Raw genomic sequence first — 17,955 nt, 5'->3', positions numbered from 1 at the left:
TCTACTATGCGGTTCCTGAGCGTAGTCGAAGGGCAGTACAAGTTACCAATTACCAATTACCAATTATACCAATTTAATGTGAAGTTGCATATATTTCGATCCCCCTCGCATCCCCACCCCCCCTAGCCCCCCCCAAGGGGGGAAGGGGGACTTTGAGCGGAATCTTGTCCCCCCCTTATTAAGGGGGGCTAGGGGGGATCAGATTCTATGCAGCTTCATAAAAAACTGGTATTACCTATTACCTATTCTCGCTCGTACCTCCGATGAGAGCTCGAAAGGCTATAACTGACGAAGCCTAGAGGTTGAGTATTTATCTCTATGCAGAAAACGAATTGCCGCAGCTACAACTTTTAGTCGCATTAGGATTGTGAAATCGGAAACCTCCGCCCATCAAATCCTCTGAATAGTCCAAGGTGAGCTCGTTGAGATATTTTAAATGCTGGGGGTCGATCGCAATTTCAATCCCCTCCGACTGGCAAACATTGGCTTCTGAGTCGATCGCATCCTCAAAAGCCATAGTATAAGATAAACCGGAACAACCGCTAGATTCCACGCCTAGACGAAATAAAGCATTGGGGTTTGGATGCTTAGATTTGAGGCGCATTACTTCCTGAGCTGCGGTTTTGCTAAGATGAATCATTAATTTTGGGAATTGGGAATGGGGAATTGGGAATTGGGAATTGGGAATTGGGAATTGGGAATTGGGAATGGGGAATTGGGAATTGGGAATGGGGAATGGGGAATTGGGAATGGGGAATTGGGAATGGGGAATTGGGAATTGGGAATGGGGAATGGGGAATTGGGAATTGGGAATGGGGAATGGGGAATGGGGAATTGGGAATGGGGAATTGGGAATGGGGAATTGGGAATTGGGAATGGGGAATTGGGAATTGGGAATTGGGAATTAGTTATTAGTTGTGGCTTATTACTAATTGTTTATTGCTTACTTGTTGGTGCGAATACTCTATGCCCTATGCCCTATGCCCTATGCCCTATCCCCAATTACCAGTTTATAGGTTATTTAGCCTTAGATTCAGTCCGGGCATAATCATCTTGAAAACGTACAATATCATCTTCTCCTAGATATTCGCCATTCTGCACTTCAATTAAAATCAGGGGAATCACACCGGGATTTTCCAGACGGTGATTGATGCACTGAGGAACGTAGGTAGACTGATTAGTAAATAGAACTTGTTCATTTTCGCCACAAGTAACTTTAGCAGTACCAGAAACCACGATCCAGTGTTCGCTGCGATGGTGGTGCATTTGGAGGCTGAGGCGATGTCCGGGGTTAACTTCTATGCGTTTAATTTTATATCCAGGCCCTTCTTCAAGAGTTGTAAAAGAACCCCAAGGGCGCATTTCTGTGGCGGTAATTCCGTTGATTGCTATAGGTGCTTCTAGAGTAGATATTTGAGAAATTTCTTGAGTCTGAACCATGTTTTTACTCCTTCAGGATTGCTTGTTGAAGCTTTAGTAGACAAAGTTGGTTTTTGAGGTTAGCTAATTTGTGGTTAAAATTTAAGCTTACCTGCGCCGATGGATTAGCGAACGGTACATTTTTACTGCGAAGTCTGCTTTGCCCGATCGACCAGCCTTAACAACCATAGCAAAATCACCATAGTAGTTGTCACCTGTCATGGGTGCGATCGACCAAATCTACATCAAATCTTCATCTACGGCGGCTGATTCTTTATTTAATGGGACTCTTATAGGTGAACCGCACATCGTAGTTGCATCGGAATTAATATTACCCACAGGCACCAGGAGGACACGGCAGTGCCCATAGGTGTCAACTTAACGTCAAACCCCTTCAGAGACTACTGTTTGACGATTAAGGCCAGATCCCCCCTAACCCCCCTTCCCAAGGGGGGGACAGGAGTCCGATCAAAGTCCCCCTTCCCCCATCCCCCCTTGGGGGGGGCAGGGGGGGGTGGGGGGGCTAGGGGGGGGTGGGGATTTAGGGGGATCTAGACTCAGGTAAAAACCAGATTTCTCAGGGCTTTCAGGCTTAAGTTGACACTAATGGGCAGTGCCGTGTCCCTACAATTAATTGGGTAGGGAAACGACATTGCCGTGTCCTCCGTTGCCTCTTCCAGCAATGCCATAACTTGCTCTTTAGTCACAGTTGGAAATCCATCTAAAAAATCATCAATTGATTCTCCTCCTTTTAGATAGTCTAGAAGTGTTTGTACCGGAACTCTAGTACAAGCAAAGACTGGAGTGCCACCCATGATCTCAGGAGATACAGTAATAATTAAAGATTTTTTAAGCATAAATATTTAGACCTTCGGGTTCCATAGTTAACTCATCCGTTGTAACTATTTTTCACGCTCGATCGCACAAGCTTTGATTTTTTCGTGCATCTACCCAATGCAGTAGATCCACATATAATAAATGATACTAGATCGATCGACATCCCACGCTCTACTCTAGATCAACATCTTTTCACCACTTTGAGAGACACATCAAAATGAACAACAAAGGACTGCCAGAAAAGCAAGGCCTGTACGATCCGCAGTTCGAGCACGATGCTTGCGGAGTCGGATTTATTGTACACGTCAAGGGTAACAAATCTCACGAAATAGTCGAACAGGCACTGACAATCCTGCTGAATCTCGACCATCGGGGGGCTTGCGGCTGCGAGCCCAACACCGGAGACGGCGCGGGGATTTTGATGCAAGTACCCCACAAGTTCCTCAAGAAAGCAGCAGCAGCCCAAAACATCGAACTTCCCGAAGCTGGCGAGTACGGAGTTGGTGCAATTTACTCATCGCGAAACCAGACGGAACGGGAAAACGGCAAACGCATCTTTGCCGAAATCGCCGCCGCAGAAGGATGTCCCGTGCTCGGTTGGCGCGATGTCCCCACAGATAACTCATCCCTGGGCGATACCGCCAAAGCCAGCGAACCCTTCATGCAGCAAGTGTTCGTCAGCCGCCCCGCAGGTATGGACGAGGCGGCTTTCGAGCGGAAACTCTACGTCATCCGCAAACGGGCTCACAATGCGATTCGCAGGACTAACGTAGACCCCTACTGGTATAATTCCACACTTTCCTGCCGGACGATCGTCTACAAGGGTATGTTAATGCCGGTGCAAGTCGGCGATTACTATCCCGAACTGCACGACCCCGACATGGAAAGCGCTCTAGCCCTGGTTCACTCGCGCTTCAGCACGAATACTTTTCCGAGTTGGGAGCGATCGCACCCTTACCGCTACATCGCCCACAACGGCGAAATTAACACCATGCGCGGCAACATCAACTGGATGAACGCGCGGCAATCGATGTTCGAGTCGGAACTGTTCGGCGATGATTTAAAGAAAATCCCCAATTTAATCAACATCGAAGGTAGCGACTCGACTATCTTTGATAATGCTTTGGAATTGCTGACTTTGGCTGGGCGTTCTTTACCGCACGCGGTGATGATGATGATTCCCGAACCTTGGACAGCCCACGAGTCGATGAGTGACGAGAAAAAGGCTTTCTACGAATACCATTCCTGCTTGATGGAACCTTGGGATGGGCCGGCTTCCATCGCCTTTACGGATGGTACTTCGATCGGGGCTGTGCTCGATCGCAACGGTTTACGTCCTTCCCGTTATTGCGTCACCAAAGATGACATAGTAATCATGGCATCGGAAGCTGGAGTTTTGCCGATCGCCCCAGAACGAATTGCATCAAAAGGCCGCCTACAACCAGGCCGGATGTTCCTGGTAAATACAGCAGAAGGTCGCATCATTTCTGACGAAGAAATCAAACATCAAATTGCTTCGGAACACCCGTACCGCGAGTGGATTGACCAGCACATGGTCGAGATTGCCAAACTACCAGATGCTACGGAAGTTGCAGAATCCAACCCAGTGGATTTATTGCAGCAACAAATGGCCTTTGGCTACACCTTTGAAGAACTGCGGTTGTTGTTAGCGCCGATGGCACGCGATGGGGTGGAAGCTGTCGGCGCGATGGGCGCGGATACGCCGTTAGCTGTTTTATCGAACAGGCAAAAGTTGCTTTATGAATACTTCCAGCAACTGTTTGCTCAAGTTACGAATCCGCCGATCGATTCTATCAGAGAAGAGATTGTCACTTCTGCTGAAACGACAATTGGTTCAGAACGCAATTTGCTCAAACCGGAACCAGAAAGCTGTCATTTAATTGAGTTGAAAACACCAATTCTCAGCAATGAAGAATTGGCGAAACTCAAACACGTAAATCAGGGTAATTTCAAGTCGATTACGATACCGATTTTGTTCGACCCCAAAACAGGGGTGAAAGGTTTGGAACAGGCGTTAGAAGATGTTTTTGCAGCAGCAGACAGCGCGATCGCCTCTGGGGTGAATATCCTGATTTTGAGCGATCGGGGAATCAATGCCGAAAACGCTCCAATTCCGGCGCTGCTAGCAGTTGCAGGCCTGCACCACCACCTGATCCGCCAAGGTACGCGGACGCGGGCGGGACTGGTGCTCGAATCCGGGGAACCGAGGGAAGTTCATCACTTTGCGACTTTAATCGGCTACGGTTGCGGTGCGATCAATCCGTATTTGGCCTTCGAGACGATCGCCGATTCGATCCGCCAAGGTTTGCTGGTAAATGTTGATACCAAAACAGCTAGCAAAAACTACGTGAAAGCCGCAACCAAAGGCGTGACCAAAGTTGCTTCAAAAATTGGGATTTCCACAATTCAAAGTTACCGTGGTGCACAGATATTTGAGGCGATCGGCTTAAACAAATCCGTAGTCAATAAATACTTCACCTGGACAGCATCGCGGATTGAAGGAGTAGACCTCGAAGTCATCGCCCAAGAAGCCATTTTACGCCATACCCACGCATTCCCCGATCGCCCATCCAGCGGACACACCCTCGATGTCGGCGGCGAATATCAATGGCGCAAGGAAGGAGAAGCCCACCTGTTCAGCCCGCAAACTATTCACGCCCTGCAACAAGCAGTACGCGAAGGAAGTTATCCGCTTTTCCAAAAGTATTCCGCCCTGGTTAACGAACAAAACCAACAGCATTTTACCCTACGCGGTTTGTTGCAATTCAAGCAGCGGGAATCGATTCCAATTGAGGAAGTTGAGCCGATCGAATCTATTCTCAAACGCTTCAAAACTGGGGCGATGAGTTACGGTTCGATTTCTAAGGAAGCCCACGAATCTTTAGCCGTAGCGATGAACCGCATTGGTGGTAAATCGAACACTGGTGAAGGCGGCGAAGATCCCGATCGCTATACTTGGACAAACGATCGCGGTGACTCAAAAAACAGTGCGATCAAACAAGTTGCTTCCGGGCGTTTTGGTGTCACCAGCTTGTATTTGTCTCAGGCGCGGGAAGTCCAAATCAAGATGGCGCAAGGGGCAAAACCCGGAGAAGGCGGACAGTTACCCGGTAAAAAAGTATACCCGTGGATTGCCAAGGTACGGCACTCGACACCCGGTGTTGGTTTGATTTCGCCTCCTCCTCACCACGACATTTATTCGATCGAAGATTTGGCTGAATTGATTCACGACTTGAAAAATTCCAACCGGGAAGCGCGGATTAGCGTCAAACTGGTGTCGGAAGTTGGAGTTGGGACGATCGCGGCTGGGGTTGCGAAAGCCCACGCCGATGTGGTGTTAATCTCCGGCTACGACGGCGGTACCGGCGCGTCACCGCAAACATCGATCAAACACGCCGGTTTACCTTGGGAGTTGGGATTGGCGGAAACTCACCAAACCCTGGTTTTGAATAATTTGCGATCGCGCATTGCTGTTGAAACCGACGGACAACTAAAAACTGGTCGCGATGTAGCAATTGCTGCATTGCTTGGTGCGGAGGAATTCGGTTTTGCGACGGCGCCACTGGTGACTTTGGGCTGCATTATGATGCGCGTTTGCCATCAAAACACTTGCCCCGTGGGCGTTGCGACACAAGATCCCCTGTTGCGGAAAAACTTTACGGGCGATCCGCAACACACGGTAAACTTTATGACTTTCGTCGCGCAAGAAGTCCGTGAAATCATGGCGCAGTTGGGCTTCCGCACCTTGAATGAAATGGTAGGGCGCACCGATGTTTTGGAAGCGCAACAAGCGGTAGAGCACTGGAAGGCTAAGGGTTTGGATTTCTCGAACATCCTTTACCAGCCGGAAGTTGGGGCGGATGTCGGGCGCTATTGTCAGATGGCGCAGGATCATGGTTTAGAGAAGTCGATGGATATGACGGTGTTGTTGGATTTGTGCAAAGGTGCGATCGAAAACGGCACACCAGTCAAAGCGACTCTCCCAATCACCAACGTCAACCGGGTTGTGGGCACAATTCTCGGCAACGAAATCACCAAACGCCACTGGGAAGGCTTACCCGATGATACCGTGCACCTGCACTTCCAAGGCAGCGCTGGGCAAAGCTTTGGGGCATTCGTACCCAAAGGAGTCACCCTAGAGCTCGAAGGCGAAGCCAACGACTATTTGGGCAAAGGCCTCAGCGGTGGCAAAATCGTGCTGTACCCGTCGCAAGCTTCCACCTTCGTCGCAGAGGAAAATGCGATCGTCGGCAACGTAGTGCTTTACGGAGCGACATCTGGCGAGGTTTTCATCCGAGGGATGGCGGGCGAACGTTTTGGGGTACGGAATTCCGGCGTTAACACAGTAGTCGAGGGTGTGGGCGATCACGGTTGCGAGTACATGACTGGCGGCAAGGTTGTAGTTTTGGGTGAAACCGGGCGCAATTTTGCTGCGGGAATGAGTGGCGGTGTTGCTTACATTTTGGATGAAGCGGGGGATTTTGCAACTCGCTGCAATATGTCGATGGTGGGTTTAGAAAAGTTGGAGGATGCTGAGGAAATTGCAGATTTGCGGGAGTTAATTCAGGCTCATTTTGATTTGACTGGAAGTGCGATCGCATCGAAGGTTTTGGCAAATTGGGATGCGATGTTGCCGGTGTTTGTGAAGGTGATGCCGCGGGATTATAAGCGGGTGTTGGAGGCCATTGAAAGGGCGATCGCTGCGGGTTTAAGCGGTGATGATGCGCTGACGGCGGCTTTTGAAGAAAATGCTCGCGATGTGGCCCGGATTGGGGGTAGCTAGGGTTTAAAATGAGGAATGGGTAATGGCTGTTAGTAACAATCAATTACCTATTCCTCACGAGCGATCGATTACTAATTATTAATTACAAACTACCAATGTTACAAAATATCAGTAATACCGAGGATGCGCTCATTGAAGAAATTTTTAAACGTTGGCACCCGCGATCGAGTCGATGTGGTCGCCTAGTACAACGGTATGATAGCGTTTTGCATTGGCATTACAGCGTTACTCTATCGGATGCGTTTGCGATCGGTTGGGGGCCGGAGCGATCGGGCAGTCCATCAGATCGAGGACGCTTGGCTATCGAGAAGCTAGGGGATAATTTTCATGATGCCCTGAAAGTTCCCTATCTCGATCGGCAATTCTGACCAATTTAATTGCTTCTGTCCCGGCGTTTCACGAGCAATGGAACTATGGTGTTCAAGGCTGGAATTGCGAGCATTGGGCGCGTTTAGTAACGACCGGACAACCGATTTCGTATCAAATCAAACATCAAGGTTTGGGAATTTTCGACTTATTTGGTACGTTGTACAATCGCGGGGAGGCGATCGCCCACCTCAGTGGTCACAGAGACTATGCGACTCAACGAATCCGCGCGATCGCTGACAATGCTTAAAGGCTATGTAGGGTCTGTCAGACATCAAGATTTTCGGGCGTATTTTCAGGTTTTTGCCTGACGCACCCTACCGATTACTCGCTATGTTGCTCGGATTGGGGGTAGCTAGGGTTTAAAATGAGGAATGGGTAATGGCTGTTACTCAGCAGTAATTGCCTATTCCTCTATTAATCAATATCAGAAGCAAACACACCATCACAGACTTAGGAGACTGACTTTTGAATAGGCTACAAAGATTAACCCTCAATGGATTTAAGTCTATTAAGGCAATGGATCTTGAGTTGCATCCCCTAAATATTCTGATTGGAGCAAATGGGGCTGGCAAAAGCAATCTGATCTCGTTTTTCAAGATGCTCAATGAGATGATGGCTGGACGCTTTCAACTATACATTGCCAGGTCAGGGAGTGCCCAATCTCTCTTGCACTTTGGACCTAAGATAACGCCCCAGATAGAAGCAAAGCTGGAATTCGAGGTTGATAATGGGGTAGATGCCTATCACATACGGCTATTTCATGCCGCTGCTGATACGCTGATTTTTGCCGAGGAAACCTTAAGTTTTCTGCAAAGAGGTCGGGTATCCCCTAGAACTGACGAACTCGGTGCAGGACATCAGGAAACACAAATCATCAAAGCCGCAGAGGAAGGCAAGCAAACGGCTAAGACGCTTAGATACTTACTCAATCGTTGCCGTGTGTATCACTTTCACGACACATCGTCTACAGCAGATGTGCGTCAATCTTGTTATGTTGGCGACGATCGATGGTTAAAGTCGGATGCTGGAAATCTAGCTGCATTACTTCTGAGATTTCGTAAAGAGAATGGAGGTGCAGCTTATCAGCGCATTATCGGAACAATCCGTCTTATTGCACCTTTTTTCGATGATTTTGTTCTTGAACCAGATGTATCTAATCGCGTCATTCTCAACTGGCGAGAAAAGGAGTCCGATCGAGTCTTTGGACCACATCAATTTTCAGATGGTACTTTGCGTGCTATATGCCTTGCTACGCTGCTCTTACAGCCAGAAGATGAACTGCCAGAACTCATTGTTGTTGATGAGCCGGAATTGGGGCTTCACCCCTATGCCTTAAATGTTGTTGCTGCTTTGTTTAGTAAGGCTGCACTCCATACACAAATTCTCATTAGCACTCAATCTAGTTCTTTCTTGGATAATTTCGATCCTGAAGATGTAATTGCGGTGAACCGAGAAGGTAAGGAGTCGCAATTTAAGAGGTTAAATCCTACAAAATTAGACGCATGGCTCGACGAGTATAGCTTGGGAGAAGTTTGGGAGAAAAATATTATCGGGGGAGGTCCCCATTAATGGTGCGCCTTTACTTATTTGCCGAAGGACAAACCGAGCAAACATTCGCTGACATTTCGATCAAACCACATTTAGCTCACCATGATGTGTTTATGAACCGTCCTCGGCTAATTGCTCATGCTAGAAAAAAAGGTCAAGTACATCGCGGTGGTGGACGCAATTACGCCCCTATGAAAGACGACATCCTGCGATCGCTCAAGGAAGATAGCAATTCTGATGCCTTCTTCACTACCATGATTGATTTGTATGCTATTCATCCTGATTTTCCAGGCTTAGCTGAGTCAGAAAAGCTGCGCCAAGATCCACTACAGCGAGTTGAATTTTTAGAGCAATGCTTTGCAGAGGATATTGGCGATCGTCGATTCATTCCTTACATTCAGTTACATGAATATGAGGCATATCTCTTTTCCGATCCAACGTGTTTTGAGTACCTTGATGCTGGACGGACAAAAGAGATTGAAGCTCTCCAAGCTATTGCTAGTCAATATCAAACACCTGAGTTAATCAACGATGGGCAGCAAACAGCACCTAGCAAGCGTATCATCGCGCAGTTTCCCGATTACGGAAAAGCAAAATCTGCTTTTGGACCACAATTAGCTGAACGAATTGGATTGCAAGTAATTCGGAGTAAATGCTCTCACTTCAACAAATGGCTGTCACGGCTTGAATCTTTAAATGGGGAAGGGATTATATGAAAGCGATTGAAACAACTGGAAAAATTGACGATCGAGGGATGCTTTGTATCGATCGCCCCCTTGCTATTATCGATCGCAGCCACGTTTGGATTAAGGAATATTGGAGGTGATAATAGACAACCAAACCTACGAGATAACATTTAAGCCACTGGAAAGATTCTATCAGGGAGGCCCAAGTATTGAACTAGCAATCCCGCACAATCTTTTTCCCATTTTGAATCAGTTTCCTAGAATCCTAAAACAGCAATAGTTGACTATGAATCAAGAATTTTGGAACTCTATCGAGTCCAAGTATCCACTTGGAAAACTCATATACGGCAAGGTTGAATTTCATGCACCTTTTGGAGTGTTTGTCAATCTTGGAGATGCAAAGGTAAAAGGATTTATTCAAATTTCCGACTTTCTCGATAACGGCTCGATGACACCAGAAATGTATCCCGATCTTGGTTCACCTGTTGGTGCTGTTGTCATTGGCTATACTAAAGACGATCGCCAACAAGTACGGATTTTGCAGTAGTTTCCTAGTAATTTATCAAACTTTGAATTGCTGTTGACCCCACCCGTTTGATATAATATTGTTACTAGATTGTAAAATAGCAATCAAAAAAAAGGGATAATTATGACCGTCGAACAAACCATTTTGGAAAATGTGAAGGTCTTATCGCCAGAACAGCAACAAGAAGTCTTAGCTTTCATCAAATTCTTGCAGTCCGATAAATGGGAAGATATCTATAAAGGACGCTTCAAAGAACTGCAACAAGAAATTCGTCAAGATACTGACATCGATCGCGATGATGACCCCATTGAAACAGTCCTCGAAGGGATTCAGCAAGGGTTCCATGAGGCAATTACCGGACAAACTCTCCCTTTGTCTCAAATGTGGGATGGAATCGATGACAATTGATCCACAACCGATCGCAATTGAACTCACCCCCCGATTTCAAAGAGACTTGCGAACTTTAGCCAAACGCTATCGTTTTGGTGACTATCTATTCTAAATCAGATTTATCAGATATCCCAGCCGAAACAGTTCGAGAAATTCTAACCCAATACGAGCAACAATTTCCCGAATCAGAAGAATTATGAATTATCAACTTTATTCAGATGTCATCTTGCTATGCAACATTTTTGAAGAAGGACTTTATGCTGGCGATATCGGTACAGTTGTAGAACAGCATTACGTTGAAGAGCTAGAAACAGGTTATAGCGTTGAGTTCTTCGATTTGTTGGGAAACACTGTAGCATTTGCGACGCTACCTGGAAGTTATTTGCGATCGCCCGCAATGTAAATTGTCATAGAAACCCGGTTTCTGAAACCCACCACACCATCCGAGAAACCGGGTTTGGGGCGACCGGTGTTTAGTTCAAATTTGCCAACACAACCTTTGAGTCGTCGGAGGAAGCGTCACTAACCATACCTGAATATTCGCCGTTATAGTTGGTAAATTCAGACGGAGATCTCCGAATATTAGATAGACGAATTTGCCAATCGGAAACCTGCTCGTAGGTAAGGTGATTAGTATTGGAAGTAGTTGTCCATACCCCCCAAAGACAGGTGTCTTCAAACTGTAGCATTCCTGTCTTGCGTAAGTTAAAAGATTGCGGAGTTCCGGGCAAGGGAATAATGCTGTAGCACGAAGTTTGAAATTCCAAATTGGGGTTAATCTCTACCAGTTGATCCACCAGTTCTGAGATCGCTTCTTCAAGACGTAACAAGTCCTCATGGTCATCATCTGGTAGCCCGATAATGATGCCATAAGCAATCACAGGTACACCAGTTCTGACTACAGATTTCATCAACGTACAATGTTCTTGCCACGGCACGAGCTTCTTGTAGGCTTCTCGTCCAAAAACGGGACGTTCGGCAGGGATATAAGCCAAAGGACAACCGACTTTGCCATCCCAGCCAAACAGTGCTTCAATCAGTTCTTCGTCAGGTCTGAGGTCGCTGCTTTCGTAGTTACGCCCAGCGCCCAGAGTTGTTTTCCTCAGTTCCAAACCATTCGGCCACATGAGAGTTATTCCCATCTCCCGCGCACCATTGGTAATGTCGAGGATCTCTTGTCGCCCCTCGGGAAAGAGTCCGCGGGCGAGGAATTGATCGGAACCGATATTGATCGATCGAGCCCCCGCTTCTTTCTGAATCGCCAACCATTTGAGGGATGTTTGTGGGGTCATTCTCCGAAAGCCAGTGCCGTAGGTGGGTGTCATGCAAAAATCGCAGGTGCGATCGCAACCAATGTCAGCAACCAACGAACCAACAGGTACAGATCCCTGGACATTGGGGAGTGTCCCTAAACATTCCCGCGCCACTTCCACTGAAGGTAGCGCCCACTCCTCTGGACTTTTGGCTTTAGCCTTCCTGGGATACTGTTTACCATTTGCGAGAATGACACCCGTGAGTTCTTCTCGTGGGGTTTTTCCGAGTACATAGTCAAAAATAGCCCAATTCGCTGCCCCGGATTTATCCTGAACGACTGCTGCGGCGCCAGCTTTCAAGTAGTGGTGCGGTTCAGCGAAAGCATCCGACCCACCAACGACAATGGGACGACCTCCCTTAGCCAGATGCTCAATCACCATACAAGTGACTTGACGGTCTTGGGAGAAATTCACTGTAATGCCCCAAGCATCGAAGGCCAGGGGATCGAGAGCGGAAATTTTGCCCCCAACGTAAGTTTTCCGCAGGGTCATCCCTTTCCAGAAAACCTCTCCAAATTCTTCACTATAATAATCATCTCTGAGGTTGACCAATCGGGCATCAAATCCCCCAGCTTGCAAGTCAGGAATCAAAACTTGCTTGCTGATTAAGGAACGATGTCTGTATAAAGAAGTCCAATTTTTGCCTTCTGCATCGTATAGCCCTGTTGCTGGAGGTTCAATCAGTCCAATTGTGGGAGAGTTTTTAGCTATCATGATTGAGGATTGGGAATGTGGGATTATAGGATGGGATTTTTTCCGGCTCGCGATCGCCTGCGACACTAGGGAAGCCAATCGCAACCCCTAGACGGTAGCACAAGTCGGTGAGCTACTCTTTAATCAAATCAGACGATAGCATAAAAATAGACTAATCTAGATGAGATGAGTCAAATTGACTATTTTCTTAATCATTTAGTTTTTCGATTTGTTGGGAAATACTGTAGCAGTTGCGACGCTACCTGGAAGTTATTTGCGATCGCCCACAAGTGCAGATAGGCCTACAGTTAGACTGGTTAATAGTTTTGCTGCGTAAGTAGAAGCAATTGCCCTCCTGCTGTGTTCCTATCCGATATCTATAAATTTCAGGTACAATTTAAGATTATTATCGGCGATCGCATCTAGTAAAGAAACCCGGTTTCTGAACCCCGCGCCAAATCCAAAAACCCGGTTTCTGAACTCAAATCGACTCCAATACTGATTTTTGGGGACTTTGCATTAAGGGCGAAGAAACTGCGCTATCTAAGAACGTGATTACAGAATCAGCAAGTGATTCAGCCGTTTTCCTGCTAAGTAGAGGATCGATATAAGTGAAGGTACAAAATAGTTTTTGATGAACAGTCACTGCACCCAGCCAAAAACAAGTTCCCACCAAATTCTGCCCAGCCGCAAAATGAAATGATTCCAGTCGGATCGATCCGTAGGATTTTGAGTAATCAAACTGACCCAAATTAGAAATATGGGTAGTTGTAATTCGCCCCATATTGTGTTCAGCTAGTTGAGCCAAAAAAGAGGCTTGATATTTGTGGATCAACTCTCGATTAGACGCTAGGCGGTGTGGAACTTTACGACTAACTAACTGATAGATCTCGGACTGACATTCACGAGCAAGTTTCCAGAAATGAGTATTCTGCTCAGCGTGATGAGTTGTTGTGACGTAAGAGGCAAAACAACCTAGATGGCTAGGCTCTACTAAAGGAAAGCATGATGCTCTCAAATTAACACTGGAGCCACAGGAGACGAGAACTGGTACTTCAGATGAAAGTTCTTTAACACTAGCTAATATCATGGCAGCACATAATGCTCCATGAACTGTTGTCTGTTCATCGCGGCACCGACTTTTGAGCTGCGACATTAGGAGTTGGTTAAACTCGCGAGTGATTAAACGAGTCTGCCGATCGCCAACAGGAGCTGTTTGCTCAACAATCAGTATAGGGGATGGACTTGTCGGTTTCGGTGTAACTTGAGTGCGATCGGCAGCATCCGCCTCAGACAGACAGGTTTCAAGCAATCGATCCAACGGTGGCAGCATTGGTAGCGTGTCTATCGGGGCGATCGGGATTCCTTCAACTAATTGCTGATAGTAAGACAACAGATCGTGCATTAAATGGAGTACCGAGATCCCATCGGCGATTGCATGATGAAAAGTAACGATTAGTTCATTACTGCCCAGTTGCTCAGACGTTTGTAAGAGTGTAATTCTACACAGGGGTTCAAATTCACCAGAAAATTTTTGTAGCATCTCATCTTCAGCAATTTCCAGCCACTGTTGCTCCTGTTGGCGATCGATGGTTCTCAAGGGAATTGCTAGTGTACCATCCGCACAAAAGTAAAAACCATCATCTGATTTCTGAAGATGAACTTGTAGGAGAGGGTGTCGTTTCTGAAGTAAGTCAATAGCAGCTTTAAGTACATCCAAAGAAAGTCTTCCCTGAATGCTAGCAATATTCACATAGATCTCCGCACCCATAGAATGCAGTGTTTCATACAGTTCTTCAACTAAACCGAGTCTACGACTGAAGTTAACCATATCAATGTCTTTTAGTTGGAATAACAGATACTTCTAATTTGGCAGCCTAAGGTTATCCGACTGCCACCTACTTTTTTGCCAATTTACCGGATATTTGATTTTCTGTCAATAGACACTCAAAAAATATTGTAGAAGCGATTTCAATCGCCGAGTAACTTCAATCTTTCCACATCCTTGAAAATAGCAGTGTGAAACTCGTAACCTAGTAACTGTTTCAGTTTTGGGCTGGCTTGCTCTAGGAAAGTTGGCGACAGATACTGAGCTGGGTTTTCCAATGGTCGGATAAATTTTGGATTGTAATTTCCCAGTACCGAAACACGCGGCTGGTCTGATTGATTCATTGATGTATCGTGCCAAGAAAGACCGTGGGAAAGAACAACCGATCCTGCTTTTCCAGTGACTTTCTGGGCTAATTCCGAAAACTTTTTGGAGTCGGGAAATTGGCACAGCTTCTGGGTATCTGCTGCAAACAAAGGAGCACCGTTGGTTTCTGTAAAGTCTTCCATCATCCAGATTGCTTGAACTTCCATCACGGGTGTTGCTGGATAGGGAGGAGTCATGGTGAAGTAGGGATAATCGACGTGTGCTCCCATATTGCTAGCACCTGGATAGAGGATATGGGCAGAGAAGCCCCCAAGGGTCATATCGCTTCCCAGAATCGCCTCGGCAACTTCAATAACTCGTGGATGCTGTACCATTTGCTCAAAAATTGCTGCTTCCTCCAGCAATCTGTATAGCCGCGATCGCTCACCCGTCTTCAAAAAGCGTCCTGCTGGCTCTTCTGTGGCAAGGTTGAGAACGTGCAATCTAGCTTCCGAAATTTCCCTAGGCGTGAATAGTTCTGGCAATAAAACATAGCCTTTGCCTCGAACAATCTCTTTTCCTAGGGATGCAACATCCTGCATAATCTAATTTCCTTTCAATTACGGTATTGCCATTATACAAGCAAATCAGCAACTCTTCTACAACCAACTATTTTCCCGTAATACAGAAATAGAGGAAATTGTGCAATCGATAAACTAACTGAGTATCCCAAACTAATCAAACGGATTTTAACCTAGTATGTAGAATTCTGCGATCGCCCACAAGTGCAAACAGACCTATAGTCATGATATTATCCAAAGGCGATCGCCCCTCACCTATTTACAAAACTAAATCTGGTAGGCCATTTATCTTTCAAAATTGATTGGTAAACCCTCATGAAATACCAGCAATTCTCCCGGCTGAATCTTCGTCCAAACTTCATTATCCGTAAGTGGTAAAGTAGCAATTACCGCCACGCGATCGCCCTCGTTGGTCAATTCCCGAAAATCCACCGTCACATCCTCATCGATCGAGTGGGCGCTAGCAAAAGGTGCTTGTCTCACAATATAATGCAGGTTGGTAGAACAATGCACAAACAAATGTTCTCCATCGGAAAGTAAATAATTAAAAATTCCGTACTCTGCTAAAGTTTTAGTAATTTCATTCAAGACCGGATAAAGTTCAGTTAAATCCGGCTTATATTCAGGAAAAGTCGATCGCAATTTTTCCAATATCAAACAAAACGCTTTTTCACTGTCAGTTTTACCCACAGGCTTGTAAAACCGAGCACTTTCAGGATTGAAATTTTCCAGATTTCCGTTGTGAGCAAACACCCAATAGCGCCCCCAAAGTTCCCGCCCAAAAGGATGGCAATTTTCCAGAACAATATCACCTTGAGTAGCTTTACGGATGTGAGCAATCACGTTAGTTGAATGAATGGGATAGCGACGCACTAAATCAGCCACTGGAGAACTAATGGCTGGTTTAGAATCTATAAAAATGCGGCATCCTAAACCTTCAAAGAAAGCGATTCCCCAACCATCTTGATGAATGTCAGTTTTGCCACCCCTGGCAGAAAAACCTTCAAAAGAAAAGCAAATATCTGTGGGAACATTACAGTTCATTCCTAGTAATTGGCACATAACGGTTAATTTTAGGAAGTTAGGAATATTGATGTCTCCCACAAAGATAGTCAAGAACAGGTTGTTGAGGTCTGTTCCAGAGGAATTATGGGAGATGTTGATTGATGTCGCAGCTATTGGTCGCTACGGACTGACAATGATAGTATTATAGTATTGACATACTCACCGCCCGTCACAAGTGCGGTGATTCTTGACGCTTCACCGACTGATGCTACCGGAGTAGTCTTACTCTGTCTCTGCGTCCGTTTAGAGTCGTGGCTATGCCCAATCCCGACTTTCTGTATATTCTTGGCTGCGTTCTCGTCTCTGTCTTGATGTGTGCCACAATTGAGGCAAATTAGTTCTCGAATCGAAAGGTCTAATTTCCCCCACTTAAACCCACAATCTGAGCAGATTTGACTTGTTGGCTCCCACCGACTAATTACCCTAAATTCACGCCCAAACTTATCACATTTAGCTTCACACAAAACCCTAAATTCACGCCATCCTTGCAGACTTATTGCTCTAGCAAGCTTGCGGTTTTTGACCATTCCTGACACATTTAAATCTTCCAAGACAATGGTTTGGTTTTCACTCACAACCTTGGTGGACAATTTGTGTAGAAAATCTTTACGGGTGTCGGCAATCTGATTGTGTAGCTTAGCAATTTGAATGCGGGTTTTATACCTGCGTTTTGAGTCTTTAGGTTGACGCGCTAACTTTTTCTGAAGTTTGCGAATTTTTCGATCGAGAGCTTTGTAGTTAGGACTTTCCGCTCGCTCGCCATCACTCATCACCGCAAAAGTTTTGATACCCAAATCAATCCCGATGCTTGGGTTTTTGGCATCTTGTTGAATAGGTTCAATTTCTACAACAAAGCTTATAAAATAACGGTTAGCACAGTCTTTGATGACCGTTACAGAGCTAGGTGCTGACGGTAACTCCCTAGACCAAATTGGTTTAACATTGCCGATCTTTGCTAAATAAACCTCATCTCCTTTCAGAGAAAAACCACCTATTCTAAACCGTGCTGATTGACTGCTAGTCCTTTTCTTGAACTTGGGGTAGCCTACTTTTCGTCCTTTTCTTTTTCCTTTACAAGAATCGAAAAAATTCTTAAATGCTGTCTCCAAATCCGCTACGGATTGCTGCAAAGGAACACATGAAACTTCGCCTAACCATGCTCTTTCTTCAGTCTGCTTTGCTTGAGTGATGACTACTTTTTGAAGCTCTGCTGATTTGGGCTTCTTTTCGGACTGTTTGCACAGTGCAATCGCATCGTTCCAGACTACTCGAACACAGCCAAACAACTGAGCTAGGCTCTGTTTTTGCTGGTCGGTTGGATAGAATCTGTAGCGATACCTTGCTTTCATTTTTGCTGGCTATTTACTTACTCTATTATACTATAACTCTCTGATAGAATCAGCAAGAAATTAAAGCCGTCCTAGAAGGACGGGGCTTGTACCCATTCTTTTGGTCAAGAATCGAGAATTTCCCAAAAAGTCATAAAAGTTAGGGATAATCAATCGTATTGGGAGATAAATAGCATATCATGACTAAATAGAGGATCGAGTTAGTTGGCGATAATCCTCTATTTCTGCGATCGCAAAACTT

At 45.9% G+C, this 17,955-nt stretch carries 16 protein-coding genes; 8 read left to right on the top strand and 8 right to left on the bottom strand.

Features of this window, described 5'->3' with window-relative positions; genetic code table 11:
- Window positions 1–316: 316 nt before the first annotated feature.
- Complete coding sequence (locus P2A85_RS19800) at window positions 317–640, bottom strand: iron-sulfur cluster assembly accessory protein (RefSeq protein ID WP_340518865.1); 324 nt, start codon at window positions 638–640, stop codon at window positions 317–319.
- A gap of 5 nt (window positions 641–645) precedes the next feature.
- Here P2A85_RS19800 and P2A85_RS19795 point away from each other — a divergent pair, with 5 nt between their 5' ends.
- Complete coding sequence (locus P2A85_RS19795) at window positions 646–915, top strand: hypothetical protein (protein ID WP_377474960.1); 270 nt, start codon at window positions 646–648, stop codon at window positions 913–915.
- 102 nt (window positions 916–1,017) lie between these two features.
- Here the strand turns inward: P2A85_RS19795 and P2A85_RS19790 are convergent, their stop codons facing one another.
- Entirely contained in the window at window positions 1,018–1,440 is a 423-nt protein-coding gene (locus tag P2A85_RS19790) for a phosphomannose isomerase type II C-terminal cupin domain (RefSeq protein ID WP_377474958.1), read from the bottom strand.
- Between the two features lie 536 nt (window positions 1,441–1,976).
- Window positions 1,977–2,276, bottom strand: a complete 300-nt coding sequence (locus P2A85_RS19785; RefSeq protein ID WP_377474956.1) for a DUF433 domain-containing protein — start codon at window positions 2,274–2,276, stop codon at window positions 1,977–1,979.
- Between the two features lie 197 nt (window positions 2,277–2,473).
- Here P2A85_RS19785 and gltB point away from each other — a divergent pair, with 197 nt between their 5' ends.
- The 7 genes from gltB (at window position 2,474) to P2A85_RS19750 (ending at window position 10,982) form a co-directional block, all read left to right on the top strand.
- On the top strand, window positions 2,474–7,060 hold the full coding sequence (gene gltB, locus P2A85_RS19780) for a glutamate synthase large subunit (protein WP_377474954.1): 4,587 nt from the start codon (window positions 2,474–2,476) through the stop codon (window positions 7,058–7,060).
- A gap of 95 nt (window positions 7,061–7,155) precedes the next feature.
- Window positions 7,156–7,428: a hypothetical protein gene (locus tag P2A85_RS19775; protein WP_377474952.1), complete on the top strand. Its 273-nt coding sequence runs from the start codon at window positions 7,156–7,158 to the stop codon at window positions 7,426–7,428.
- Window positions 7,429–7,894: 466 nt separating this feature from the next.
- A complete protein-coding gene (locus P2A85_RS19770) occupies window positions 7,895–8,998 on the top strand; it encodes an AAA family ATPase (RefSeq protein ID WP_377474950.1) in 1,104 nt (367 codons plus the stop codon).
- Window positions 8,998–9,693, top strand: a complete 696-nt coding sequence (locus P2A85_RS19765; protein ID WP_377474948.1) for a DUF4276 family protein — start codon at window positions 8,998–9,000, stop codon at window positions 9,691–9,693. Before P2A85_RS19770 ends, P2A85_RS19765 begins: the two co-directional genes overlap by 1 nt.
- A gap of 256 nt (window positions 9,694–9,949) precedes the next feature.
- Complete coding sequence (locus P2A85_RS19760; protein WP_377474946.1) at window positions 9,950–10,210, top strand: S1 RNA-binding domain-containing protein; 261 nt, start codon at window positions 9,950–9,952, stop codon at window positions 10,208–10,210.
- A gap of 102 nt (window positions 10,211–10,312) precedes the next feature.
- A complete protein-coding gene (locus tag P2A85_RS19755) occupies window positions 10,313–10,597 on the top strand; it encodes a hypothetical protein (RefSeq protein ID WP_377474944.1) in 285 nt (94 codons plus the stop codon).
- A 178-nt stretch (window positions 10,598–10,775) separates the two neighbouring features.
- Window positions 10,776–10,982, top strand: coding sequence for a DUF4926 domain-containing protein (locus tag P2A85_RS19750; protein WP_377474942.1), 207 nt, complete (start codon window positions 10,776–10,778; stop codon window positions 10,980–10,982).
- A gap of 70 nt (window positions 10,983–11,052) precedes the next feature.
- On the opposite strand, the gene P2A85_RS19745 is transcribed toward P2A85_RS19750, so the two are convergent.
- The 5 genes from P2A85_RS19745 to P2A85_RS19725 all read right to left on the bottom strand — a co-directional run bounded on the left by P2A85_RS19745 (window position 11,053) and on the right by P2A85_RS19725 (window position 17,714).
- On the bottom strand, window positions 11,053–12,606 hold the full coding sequence (locus P2A85_RS19745; RefSeq protein WP_377474940.1) for a radical SAM protein: 1,554 nt from the start codon (window positions 12,604–12,606) through the stop codon (window positions 11,053–11,055).
- Window positions 12,607–13,066: 460 nt separating this feature from the next.
- A complete protein-coding gene (locus tag P2A85_RS19740) occupies window positions 13,067–14,416 on the bottom strand; it encodes a condensation domain-containing protein (RefSeq protein ID WP_377474938.1) in 1,350 nt (449 codons plus the stop codon).
- Window positions 14,417–14,556: 140 nt separating this feature from the next.
- Window positions 14,557–15,321, bottom strand: coding sequence for a phytanoyl-CoA dioxygenase family protein (locus P2A85_RS19735; protein WP_377474936.1), 765 nt, complete (start codon window positions 15,319–15,321; stop codon window positions 14,557–14,559).
- A 264-nt stretch (window positions 15,322–15,585) separates the two neighbouring features.
- Entirely contained in the window at window positions 15,586–16,362 is a 777-nt protein-coding gene (locus tag P2A85_RS19730; RefSeq protein ID WP_377474934.1) for a class II glutamine amidotransferase, read from the bottom strand.
- Window positions 16,363–16,475: 113 nt separating this feature from the next.
- Window positions 16,476–17,714 (bottom strand): RNA-guided endonuclease InsQ/TnpB family protein, encoded by a 1,239-nt coding sequence (locus tag P2A85_RS19725; RefSeq protein ID WP_377474932.1) that lies wholly within the window; start codon window positions 17,712–17,714, stop codon window positions 16,476–16,478.
- Between the last annotated feature and the right edge of the window lie 241 nt (window positions 17,715–17,955).

It is taken from the genome of Microcoleus anatoxicus, assembly GCF_042465725.1.
Classification (GTDB): domain Bacteria; phylum Cyanobacteriota; class Cyanobacteriia; order Cyanobacteriales; family Microcoleaceae; genus Microcoleus; species Microcoleus anatoxicus.
The sequence above is the reverse complement of the archived record's forward strand: the minus strand, read 5'-3'. Positions and strand labels throughout refer to the sequence as shown.